At 63.7% G+C, this 11,126-nt stretch carries 11 protein-coding genes; 5 read left to right on the forward strand and 6 right to left on the reverse strand.

What is annotated here, in order from left to right:
* Nucleotides 1-12 precede the first annotated feature (12 nt).
* On the reverse strand, nucleotides 13-636 hold the full coding sequence (thiE, locus tag BUQ73_RS01650; RefSeq protein WP_027917753.1) for a thiamine phosphate synthase: 624 nt from the start codon (nucleotides 634-636) through the stop codon (nucleotides 13-15).
* A gap of 13 nt (nucleotides 637-649) precedes the next feature.
* Complete coding sequence (locus tag BUQ73_RS01655) at nucleotides 650-1,447, reverse strand: hydroxymethylpyrimidine/phosphomethylpyrimidine kinase (RefSeq protein ID WP_027917752.1); 798 nt, start codon at nucleotides 1,445-1,447, stop codon at nucleotides 650-652.
* A gap of 265 nt (nucleotides 1,448-1,712) precedes the next feature.
* On the opposite strand from BUQ73_RS01655, the gene BUQ73_RS01660 reads away from it, so the two are divergent.
* The 4 genes from BUQ73_RS01660 to BUQ73_RS01675 all read left to right on the forward strand — a co-directional run bounded on the left by BUQ73_RS01660 (nucleotide 1,713) and on the right by BUQ73_RS01675 (nucleotide 7,795).
* Nucleotides 1,713-3,704 carry a hybrid sensor histidine kinase/response regulator gene (locus tag BUQ73_RS01660; protein WP_079226419.1) on the forward strand — a complete coding sequence of 664 codons (1,992 nt, stop codon included), beginning with the start codon at nucleotides 1,713-1,715 and terminating at the stop codon, nucleotides 3,702-3,704.
* Nucleotides 3,705-3,866: 162 nt separating this feature from the next.
* Nucleotides 3,867-5,519, forward strand: a complete 1,653-nt coding sequence (locus BUQ73_RS01665; RefSeq protein WP_079226420.1) for an acyl-CoA dehydrogenase family protein — start codon at nucleotides 3,867-3,869, stop codon at nucleotides 5,517-5,519.
* A 176-nt stretch (nucleotides 5,520-5,695) separates the two neighbouring features.
* Nucleotides 5,696-7,159, forward strand: a complete 1,464-nt coding sequence (gene amn, locus BUQ73_RS01670) for an AMP nucleosidase (protein WP_027917749.1) — start codon at nucleotides 5,696-5,698, stop codon at nucleotides 7,157-7,159.
* A gap of 6 nt (nucleotides 7,160-7,165) precedes the next feature.
* Entirely contained in the window at nucleotides 7,166-7,795 is a 630-nt protein-coding gene (locus tag BUQ73_RS01675) for a pseudouridine synthase (RefSeq protein WP_079226421.1), read from the forward strand.
* Here the strand turns inward: BUQ73_RS01675 and BUQ73_RS01680 are convergent.
* Both BUQ73_RS01680 and BUQ73_RS01685 read right to left on the reverse strand, forming a co-directional pair.
* A complete protein-coding gene (locus BUQ73_RS01680; RefSeq protein WP_027917747.1) occupies nucleotides 7,792-7,995 on the reverse strand; it encodes a DUF2788 domain-containing protein in 204 nt (67 codons plus the stop codon). The genes BUQ73_RS01675 and BUQ73_RS01680 overlap by 4 nt on opposite strands.
* 52 nt (nucleotides 7,996-8,047) lie before the next feature.
* Complete coding sequence (locus tag BUQ73_RS01685) at nucleotides 8,048-8,524, reverse strand: Lrp/AsnC family transcriptional regulator (protein WP_003249795.1); 477 nt, start codon at nucleotides 8,522-8,524, stop codon at nucleotides 8,048-8,050.
* Between the two features lie 391 nt (nucleotides 8,525-8,915).
* Between BUQ73_RS01685 and BUQ73_RS01690 the strand changes: the two genes are divergently transcribed.
* Nucleotides 8,916-9,746, forward strand: coding sequence for a DUF6515 family protein (locus BUQ73_RS01690; RefSeq protein WP_079226422.1), 831 nt, complete (start codon nucleotides 8,916-8,918; stop codon nucleotides 9,744-9,746).
* 1 nt (nucleotide 9,747) lies between these two features.
* Here BUQ73_RS01690 and BUQ73_RS01695 read toward each other — a convergent pair whose 3' ends face one another.
* Together BUQ73_RS01695 and BUQ73_RS01700 are read right to left on the reverse strand one after the other, a co-directional pair.
* Nucleotides 9,748-10,617 (reverse strand): cation diffusion facilitator family transporter, encoded by an 870-nt coding sequence (locus BUQ73_RS01695; RefSeq protein ID WP_079226423.1) that lies wholly within the window; start codon nucleotides 10,615-10,617, stop codon nucleotides 9,748-9,750.
* A gap of 25 nt (nucleotides 10,618-10,642) precedes the next feature.
* Entirely contained in the window at nucleotides 10,643-11,062 is a 420-nt protein-coding gene (locus tag BUQ73_RS01700) for a polyribonucleotide nucleotidyltransferase (protein ID WP_079230462.1), read from the reverse strand.
* Nucleotides 11,063-11,126 lie beyond the last annotated feature (64 nt).

The raw sequence follows: 11,126 nt of genomic DNA on the forward strand, positions 1-11,126 counted from the left end.
CTTCTCTCGAAATCAGGAAGCGAACAGGGCGTTGAAGGCGCGGGCGCGGCGGGTGACTTCCTGCGCGCTGTCGGCACCGAACAGGCCGTGGATCACCGCCAGCAGGTCGGCTCCATGGGCGATCAGCGGGGCGGCGTTGTCGAGGGTGATGCCACCGATCACGGCGATCGGCAGTTTCACCTGGGCACGGGCTTGCTCCAGCAGATCGACGTTGGCAGCCGGCGCACCCGGCTTGGTGACGGAATTGAAGAAGCGGCCGAAGGCCACGTAGCTGGCACCTTCGCTGGCGGCCTGGGCGGCCAGCTCGAGGTTTGCGTGGCAGGTAGAACCGATGATTGCCTGGCGGCCGAGCAGGGCGCGAGCCGGCGTCAGTGGGCCATCGGTCTGGCCCAGGTGCACGCCGACACCCAGGCGCGCGGCCAGTTCGGCGTCGTCGTTGATGATCAGTTGTGTGCCATAACGCTCGCAAAGCTTCATCAGCGCTTCGGCCTCGCGCAGCCGGCGGGCGGCGTCGTCGCTCTTGTCGCGGTACTGCAGCAGGCACACCCCGCCTTCCAGCGCGGCTTCGACGTGGGACAGGAAACGGCCGGCGAGCAGCTGGCTGTCGGTGATTGCGTACAGACCGCGTAGCTTCATTGAAAGCCTCGTATCAGGAGCAGAAATCCAGGGGCAGGCGGCGCGGGACGAACTGGCCTTTGCCCAGCTGCTCGGCGTCGCGCAGGGTGCGCCAGGTGTAATCCAGGGCGCTTTTCACCGCGCTTTGCAGTTGCTCGCCAAGGGCCAGGCGACCGGCCAGGGCGCTGGCCAGGGTGCAGCCCGAGCCATGATAGCTGCCCGGCAGGCGCTGGCAGGTCCAGGTGTGGCTCTGGCCGTCGCGGCTGTACAGGCGGTTATGGATTTCGTCCTCGTCGCCGTGACCACCGGTAATCAGCAGGTGTCTACAGAACGGCAACAGTTTTTCGGCACACTCGTCGGCAGTGCCGTCAGGCAGTTCGGCGAGGATGCGCGCTTCTGGCAGGTTCGGCGTGGCGATGGTCGCCAGCGGCAGCAGGCGTTCGCGCAGGGCATAGCCGACTTCGTCCTTGCCCAGGCGGCCACCGCCACCGGCACGCAGCACCGGGTCGCAGACCAGCGGCAGGTGCGGGTGGGCACTGAGCAGCTCGGCGACGGTGTCGACCATGCCGATCGAGCCGAGCATGCCCAGCTTCACGGCGGCGACCGTGGAGTCGGCCAGCACGGCATTGGCCTGGGCCAGGACCCATTCGCGGTCGAGCACGCGGAAGTCGGAAACGTTGACGGTATCCTGCACGGTCAGGGCGGTCACGGTAGGTGCAGCGTGACAGCCTTGGGCGATCAGGGCTTCGATATCTGCCTGCAAGCCGGCGCCGCCACTTGGGTCGTGGCCGGAGAGACAGAGGACAACGGGGCGGGAGCTGTAGGTATTCATGGTCGGCGAGCTTACCACCAAACCCATTTGTGCGGATCGTCCTACAAACGAGATTTGTTGATCGAGCGGTCAAATTTTATTGGCTATTACCTCTGAAAGCATTGATTTAGAGCCTTTTCTTTAAAAAATGGAGTGGCCCATCGCAAGGGTTGAAAGCTATGCTAGAGTGCTCGGATAACTCGACAAACGGGCTCTGCCGGATTTCGTCGTCTCAAAAGGATTGGAGGCCATCGCGACGCGACCGGACAGGCCATGCTGGGGCTGTATGCGCTATTTGCTGATTATGCTTCTGGGCTTGCTGCCCGCGCTGGCCGGAGCCGTCGAATTCGACGAGGCGACCCGGCACCTTCCATTGGGCAAAGTCATGCAGGTCTACGAGGACCGTGATGGCAGCGCCAGCATCGCCCAGGTCAGCGCGCCTATTTTCGCCAGCCGTTTCCGCACGCACCGCGAGGATGTGCTGAACGCCGGTTACTCGACTTCGGTGTTCTGGCTCAAGGTCGACCTGCACTACGTCGCCTCTGCCAATGCATTGCCACGTCAGTGGTTGCTGGAGCTGGCATACCCGCCCATGGACCATATCGAGCTGTACTTGCCTGGCAGTGATGGCGAGTTCCGCCTGGCTCAGCGCACCGGCGACGCCTTGCCCTACGACAGCCGCCAGATACGCCAGAACAATTACCTGTTTGAACTACCCCTGCAGCCGGGGCAGTCGACCACCGCCTACCTGCGCCTGCACAGTCAGGGTTCGTTGCAGGCACCGCTGGCGTTGTGGTCTGCCGAAGCCTATATGGAAGATCAGCCGACCCGCCTCTATGTGCTGGGCATGATCTACGGCGTGCTGCTGGTAATGGCGGTGTACAACCTGTTCATCTACCTCAGCGTGCGCGACGTCAGTTACCTCTATTACATTCTCTATATTGCCTCGTTCGGCCTATATCAGGTTTCGGTCAACGGGGCGGGGGTCGCCTATTTCTGGCCGGACAGCCCGTGGTGGGCCAACGCCGCAACGCCTCTGTTCATCGGCGCTGCGGGCCTGTTCGGTTGCCAGTTCGCACGTCACTTCCTGCAGTTGGGCAAGATCAGCCGCGGCTTGGACCGGCTGCTGCAGTTCTTGATGCTTGGTGGCGTGCTGGTGATGGTGCTGTCGGTGAGCATGCGCTACGGCATCGCCTTGCGCATGGCCACGGTGCTGGCTTTGCTGTTCACCGTAAGCATCTTTGCTGCCGGCTTGTATGCCTGGGTACGTGGCCTGCGCGTGGCGCGCTGGTTCATCATTGCCTGGACGGCGTTTCTGCTCGGAGGGCTGGTCAACACCCTGATGGTGCTGGGTTACCTGCCCAACCTGTTCATCACCATGTATTCCAGCCAGTTGGGTTCGGCGCTGGAAGTCGCGTTGCTGTCGCTGGCCCTGGCTGATCGCATCAACAGCATGCGCGAACAGCAGGCGCAGACCCTGCGTGATACAGGCCAGGCGTTGGAGCAGATGAACCAGCAACTGGCCAGAAGCAACCACCTCAAAGACGAATTCCTCGCCACCGTCACCCACGAACTGCGTACGCCGATGAATGGCGTAATTGGCTCGCTCGAACTGATGCACACGTTGCCCATGAGCGCCGAGATGGCCCAGTACCACCGCACAGCGGTCGGTTCGGCCCAGGACATGATGGACATGGTTGACGACATTCTCACCTTGACCGAGCTGCAGGCTGGCCGCATGCGCCCGCAGGCGATGCCGTTCAGCTTGCGGCGCACGCTGCAGGACCTGCGTGCCGGCTATGCCGGAACAGCCTTGGGCAAGGGCTTGTACCTGAGCCTGGACATCCCCGCCGAGTTGCCGGACGAGTTGCTGGGCGATGCGCAGAAAGTGGCGCGCTGCCTGGGTTGCCTGGTGGACAACGGCCTGAAGTTCACGCACCAGGGGGGGGTGATGGTGCAGGTTCGCGGTCGCCGCCTTGGCCCTGACAGCCTCGCGCTGAGTTTCACCATCAGCGACAGCGGTATCGGTTTCGATGATCTGGACCAGGCGATCCTCTACCAGCGGTTCTTCCAGGTCGACGGTTCGATGACCCGGCGCTATGGCGGACTGGGTATTGGCTTGTCGATCTGTCGGCAGCTCGCCGAGTTGCTTGGTGGCAAGCTGTCTCATGAGTCGACGCGGGGGCTGGGGAGCCGGTTTGAGCTGACCTTGAATGTGGCCATTGCCCAGGTGCAGATGCCGCCGGGCAGAGCTGTTTCGGGGGTTACGCGGTTCTAGGTGCATGCCTTGAGGGTTTGGCACCTGTGAGATCTTGTGGCGAGCCCCTGGTAGACCTGAGTCTCCCCCTCGCCACATGTTTAGTCATTAATGTCACTTTGACTGACCCGCAGGGAGTGCTTCACTGGGCCTTTCAGGCATGCCCGGATCCAGGAGCTCCCGATGAACCTGCACCAGTACGCTGAAACCCACGAAGTCACCAACCAGCCGCCGTCACTTGACGGTGCCAACCTGTACCGCCTCGATCTGCCATTGCAGGAGTGGTCACGGCGCTTCGGGGCCGGTTGGGCCGAATCGCGGATCGACGCCTATGGTGCCCTGGCCGGCGGGCCGTTGATGGCCGCAGGCTTCCTGGCCAATGCGCACAAGCCGGAATTCAGCAGCCATGACCGCTACGGCCATCGCATCGACCTGGTCGAGTTTCACCCCGCCTATCACGAACTGATGCGCACCGCCGTCGAACACGGCCTGCCTTCATTGCCCTGGGCTGAACCTCGGCCCGGTGCCCATGTGGCGCGGGCGTCGATGACTTACCTGCACAGCCAGGCCGAAGCGGGTACCGGCTGCCCGCTGACGATGACTTTCGCTGCCGTGCCTGCGCTCAGGCTGCAGCCCGAGCTGGCCGAATACTGGCTGCCGAAGATTCTTGCCTGTGAGTACGACCCGCGTAATGTCGGCGACCGGCACAAGGCCGGGGTGACAATTGGCATGGCCATGACCGAGAAACAGGGTGGCACCGATGTGCGCGCCAATACCACTCGCGCTTACCCGGTCGGAGGTCCCGGCCCGGGGCAGCCCTACGAGCTGGTCGGGCACAAGTGGTTCTGCTCGGCGCCAATGTGCGACGCCTTCCTGACCCTGGCGCAGACCGACAAAGGCCTGAGCTGCTTCCTGTTGCCGCGCCACCGGCCCGACGACAGCCGCAACCAGTTCTACATCCAGCGCCTGAAGAACAAGCTGGGCAACAGCTCCAATGCCTCCAGCGAAGTCGAGTTTCGTGGTGCCTTGGCGTGGATGGTCGGCGAGGAGGGGCGTGGGGTACCGACCATCATCGAGATGGTCGCCATGACCCGCTTCGACTGCATGGTCGGCTCCAGCGCGCTGATGCGTCAGGCGTTGACCCAGGCTGCACACCACTGCGCCCATCGCAAGGTCGGTGGCCGGGTGCTGAACGAACAACCACTGATGCAGAACGTGCTGGCCGACCTGGCCCTTGAAAGCGAGGCGGCGCTGGCCCTGAGCCTGCGCATGGGGCACGCCCTGGAGCAGCTCGACGACCCGCAGCAGGCGCATTTCGCGCGGCTGGTCACGGCAGTGGGCAAGTACTGGATCTGCAAGCGGGCGCCGGCAATGATAAACGAGGCCGCCGAGTGCCTGGGCGGTGCGGGTTATGTGGAAGACAGCATCCTGCCGCGGCTGTACCGCGAAGCACCGGTCAACTCGACCTGGGAGGGCTCGGGTAACGTGCAATGCCTGGACGTGTTGCGCGCGTTGTCCAAGGAGCCTGGGGTGCTCGATGCTCTGTTCGCCGAGCTAGGCGACGGGCATGGTGACCCACGCCTGGCCGCGCATATCGGCAACCTCAAAGGGGCGTTTGCCGATACCAGCGATATCCAGTACCGGGCACGGCAGCTGACCGAGGACATCGCCTTGGCGCTGCAGGCCAAGCTGCTGCTGGAGGCGGGTAATGCCGTGGTCAGCGATGCGTTCATCGGTAGCCGGTTGACCGGTGGCGGGCGGGTGTACGGCGCATTGCCGCGCGGGGTGGATGCCGAGGCACTGGTGGCTCGGGCAACGCCAGCCTGGGCTGGATGAATTGCCTTCTTTGCAGGCAAGCCCGCTCCCACAGGGTTATCACCGACCTTGAAGGTGGCTCAGCATGTGTGGAAGGGGGCGTGCCCGCGAAGAAGGCGACACCGATCAATGGGGATGTATTTACCCAAGAAGGCAGGCAAGATGGCTTACACGCATGTCCAGACAGGAAGCCCAGTGTGAGCCAAGCTTTTGTAGTCGTTGATACCCCCGAACAGGCCGTCGACCGTCTGGCGGCCTTGCATGAACAGGCCACCGGGGCCCTGAGCCAGGCCCTCAAGCGTTACCTCAAGGACCGTACCGAGCCGGATGCCGACGAGCGCGCCTTGTACCGCTATCCGGCCCTGCGCCTGACCTACTACAGCCACGGCGAAGTTGCCGCCACTACCCGTGCCTATGCCAAGGTCCAGGTAGCGGGCACCTACAGTGTCACTGTCACCCAGCCCGCGGCATTCCGCGGTTACCTGCTGGAGCAACTGCGCCCGTTGATGCACGACTACACGGTGACCGTGGAAGTCGGCGTCAGCGAACAGAACATCCCGTACCCCTATGTGGTCGACCAGGGCGATGAGCTTGCCGGCAGCGGCATCACCGCCGCTGAGCTTGCGCGGGTGTTCCCCAGCACCGACCTGTCGGCGGCCACCGACAACATTGCCGACGGCCTCTACGACTGGGGCAACGCCGAAACCCTGCCGCTGGCGCTGTTCGATGCCGCCCGCGTGGACTTCTCCCTGCGCCGCCTGGTGCACTACACCGGCAGCGACTGGCGCCATGTGCAGCCGTGGATCCTGCTGACCAACTATCACCGTTATGTCGACCAGTTCATCAGCCATGGCCTTGAGCAACTGCGTGAAGACCCGCGCTTCGTGCGCATGGTGCTGCCGGGCAACGTGATGATCGAGAAGGGCATGGACCACGGCGAAGCTCAAGCCCTGGTGGCCAGTGTGGTCTGGCACCGCTACCAGATGCCGGCCTACCACCTGATCGCTGGCGACGGCGATGGCGTGACCCTGGTCAACATCGGCGTCGGCCCGTCCAACGCCAAGAACATCACCGACCACCTGGCGGTGCTGCGCCCGCACTGCTGGCTGATGATCGGCCACTGCGGTGGCCTGCGCCAGTCGCAGACCATCGGCGACTATGTGCTGGCTCACGCCTATATGCGCCGCGACGGTATTCTCGACCGCGTGGTACCGCCGAACATTCCGATCCCGGCGCTGGCCGAAGTGCAGTTGGCGCTGCAGGAAGCCGCAGCGCAGGTAACCGGTGAGCGTGGCGAAGAGCTGAAAAAGCGCCTGCGCACCGGCACCGTGCTGACCTACGACGACCGTAACTGGGAGCTGCGCTGGGCCCAGGAGCGCCCCTTGATCAACCTGTCGCGCGCCGTTGCGGTAGACATGGAAAGCGGCACCATCGCAGCCCAGGGCTATCGCCTGCGGGTACCGTACGGCACCTTGCTGTGCGTTTCCGACAAACCGCTGCACAGCGAAATCAAGCTGCCGGGTTCGGCCAACGCCTTCTACAACCGTGCGGTCAGCCAGCACCTGAAAATCGGCATCGCTGCCCTCGACCTGCTGCGCACCGAGCTCAATTCGTTGCACTCGCGTAAACTGCGCAGCTTCGATGAGCCGCCGTTCCGCTGAGGATCCATGCCACTGCCACCCCGTTCCAAGCCGCGCCGCCCCCAGGCGCGGCCTGCCGGCCCCCGTCGCCAGGCCAAGGCGCCACCGGCCGAGCCACGCCTGATTCTGTTCAACAAACCGTTCGATGTACTCACCCAGTTCAGCGACGGTGAGGGGCGCGCGACCCTCAAGGATTTCATCGGCATCCCTGGTGTATACCCGGCCGGGCGGCTCGACCGCGACAGTGAGGGCTTGTTGCTACTGACCAACGATGGCGGGCTGCAGGCGCGCATTGCCGACCCGAAGCACAAGTTGCCCAAGACCTACTGGGTACAAGTAGAGGGCGAGCCGAGCGACGAACAGATCCAGCGTTTGCGCGATGGTGTGGAACTGAATGACGGCCCGACCTTGCCCGCCGAAGCCCGGCGCCTCGACGAGCCCGAGCTATGGCCACGCAATCCGCCGGTACGTTTTCGCAAAAGTGTGCCGACCAGCTGGCTGGAACTGGTGATCCGCGAGGGCCGCAACCGCCAGGTGCGGCGGATGACAGCTGCCGTGGGTTTGCCGACCTTGCGCCTGGTGCGTGTGCGGATCGGTGACTGGGCACTGGATGGGCTGGAGCAGGGTTGCTGGCGCGAAGTGGCGCCAAAGCTTTAGACCCCTTCGAGAAACGCCACCACCACGCTCTTGATGATGAAGGCCAGCACCCCCAGCCCAAGCACGAAGAACAAGATCATCGTGCCAAAGCGCCCGGCCTTGGACTTTTTCGCCAGGTCCCAGACGATGAAGCCCATGAAACCGATCAGTACGGTGACCAGGACGATCATCATCCACTCTTCGAATACGGCGGGATCCATCTGTGTTCTCCAGGCAGGCTGAGCTTGCGATTATACGCGGGGGAGCCGGCGTTTAGCGCAGGTGGGTCAATGGCAGCTCGGTGCTCGCCAGCACCTGGTTGAGCACGAAGCTCGAGCGCACGCTGGTAACGCCTTCGATACGGGTCAGGCTGCCTAGTAGCAATTTCTGGTAGTGGTCCATGTCCGGCACCACCACCTTGAGCTGATAGTCGGCATCCATACCAGTGACCAGGCTGCACTCGAGCACCTGCGGCAGGTTGCGGATGGCGGCTTCGAAGGTCTCGAAGCGTTCCGGGGTGTGCCGGTCCATGCCGATCAGCACGTAGGCGGTCAGGCTCAGGCCAAGCTTCTTGCGGTCGAGCAGGGCGACCTGGCGCGAGATATAGCCGTCGTCTTCCAATTGCTTGACCCGACGTGAGCATGGCGATGGCGACAGGCCAATGCGTTCGGCCAGCTCCTGGTTGGAGATGCGTGCGTCACGCTGCAATTCGGCGAGGATGCTCAGGTCGTAGCGGTCAAGTTTGCTCATGGAAAAGGCCTTTTCTGTTCAGATTGCGGTGAATTATCGATCCAGGGTTAAAAATTGCGCAAGTGCTATTTATCTGAGCAATCTTCGCAATCCTCTGCCGCAACCTCTCCCGTATCGTTACCTACAGAATCACTGCCCGGACATCAGTCCACGGCGACGCGCCCTAGGCGGGCGGTCGCGGCCAGCCATCCAACAGGATCTGCAGGCCCCCGGGCTACACAGCTTCCAGAAGACGCTGTGAGGTGAGCCGGCGCCACAAGTGCCGAGCACGGACGACAATTCTCAAAGGGAGGCCAATGGCCTCCCTTTTTTCATGGCCGCGATTTCATCTGCCCGTGGTGCCGGCGCGGTAGACTGGCAGCATGCCGTTTTCTTTACCGTGAGGAACAACATGAAGTCGCGCATCTGGCAGTTGGCAGGTGTTGGTTTGTTGGGTTTGAGCATCAGCTTCGGGGCCATGGCCGAAGGGCCGGGCGAGGGGCATGGCGAGGGGCGTGGCAACGAGGGTGGCCCGGGCCGCCCACTCAACTCGCGTGACGAAGTGCAACAGACCCAGCCCGCGCGGCAGGGCTACTACCAGGATATCCCCCGGCACAACGGCGACAATCGCCACTGGCAAGCCGGCGGCCCGGGGCAACGGCCCGGCGGCGACTGGCAGGGGCGCCCGGACGGCCACGGTAATGGCTGGGGCCCCGGGCCGCAGTATCGCCCTGGGCACACCATCGATCACTTCCCGGACCGCTACTGGAAAGTGCCGTATCGCGGCAATGACTACTTCTACTCCGGTGGTTACTGGTATCGCCCGCACGGTGGCAGCTACGTGGTGGTGACCCCGCCCTACGGCGTGCGGGTCAACTACTTGCCGTCCTATGCACGGGAAGTCTGGCTGGGTGGCGCTCTGTTCTTTCTGGTGGCTGACACCTATTACCAGTACCTGGCTGACAGCCAGGAGTACGTCGTGGTCAACCCGCCCGCCATGGCACCGGCACCGTTGCCAGCGGCAGCCCCGGCCGGCAACAGCTACGACGTGATTGCCTACCCGATGTACGGCCAAGGGCAGGAGCAGCAGGATCAGGACCGCTATCAGTGTCACCGCTGGGCTGTGAGCCAGTCAGGCTTCGACCCGGCAACGGCGCCTTATGCGCCGCCCATCGAAGTGGCGAGCAACTACCGACGGGCGCTGAGCGCCTGCTTCAGCGGCAGGGGCTACAGCGTCAACTGAGTCACACCGGATCGGCATGCACCATCACATCCGCCCTTGGATAACGCTGGCGGATGACCTCCGAGGCCCGCACGCACAGGTCGTGGGCTTCATTCAATGGCAACTGCCCGGGCAACTCAAGGTGCAGTTGCACGAACCACTGGTTGCCCGACACCCGCGTACGCAGGTCATGCACGCCTTTGACGCCCGGAATACCCAGGACCAGCTCGACCATCCCTTCGCCAATGTCGCCGGGCAATTCCTTATCCATGAGGATAGCCGTGCTTTCGCGTGCGATCTGCAGTGCACTCCAGAGGATGTAGAACGCGATGCCCAGACCGAACAGCGCATCCAGTTGCGGCCAGCCGAAGCGTGCCAGCAGTAGCGCGAGCAGGATGCTGCCGTTGAGCAGCAGGTCGGAGCGGTAATGCAGTGAATCGGCGCGCACTGCGGTCGAGCCAGTCAGGCGAATGACCTTGCGTTGCAGTGCCAGCAAGGCGATGGTCAGCGCCAGCGACAGCAGCATCACGCCGATGCCGATGGCGGTGTCACCCAGCGGCTCCGGGGCTTGCAGGCGCTCGACAGCCTGTACCCCGATCAGCACCGCGCTCACCCCGATGAACAATGCCTGGGCCATGCCGGCCAGGGCCTCGGCCTTGCCGTGGCCGAAGCGATGGTCGTCATCGGCCGGGCGCAGGGCGTAATGCACGGCCAGCAGGTTGAGGAACGAGGCGACTGCGTCCAGTGCCGAGTCGGTCAACCCGGCCAGCAGGCTGACCGAACCGCTCAGCCACCAGGCCACCGCCTTGCTCACGACCAGGATGCTGGCCACTGCCAGTGAGGCGCGGGTGGCCAGGCGCAGTAAACGCTGGTGTTCTGCCGGGGTAATCATGCCCAGGGTGAAGTCCTCGTGGGTATCAGGCCGCAGGTACCAGGCCCAAGGCCGCCAGCTGCTCGACGCTGCCGCGGTGCTGGATCAGCCGTGGGTCATCCAGCGGCAGGCGCTGGCCCAGTTCGCTTTCGAGAATGGCTTGCAGCTTGAGGTTGTCGACCTTGCCATCCGGGCTGACGGCATCACGCAATTTTGCCGGGTCGACCTGAGCGGTGTGCCCGCCCCGGTAGTAGATGGCGCCGGTGGCGAAGTCGATGCCGAAGGCGATCAGGCCTGGGATCACGTAGAACAGGATGCCGATGGCGTCCATGGCGGCGACCACGGGGTCGATCTTGCCGCCGATCTGGCCACGGCGCTCGGGATAGAAAATGGTGCCGCAGGCCGTCAGCTGGGTCAGCAGGGTGACGATCAGGGCGCCACCAATGACGCGGGATGGGATGCGCATGTAAATCTCCGAAAAGGTGTTCAGCAGGGCAAGCGAAGCGCCAGCACCTGAAGCTAAGACCATG

Origin of the sequence: Pseudomonas putida, assembly GCF_002025705.1 — a bacterium.
Classification (GTDB): domain Bacteria; phylum Pseudomonadota; class Gammaproteobacteria; order Pseudomonadales; family Pseudomonadaceae; genus Aquipseudomonas; species Aquipseudomonas putida_J.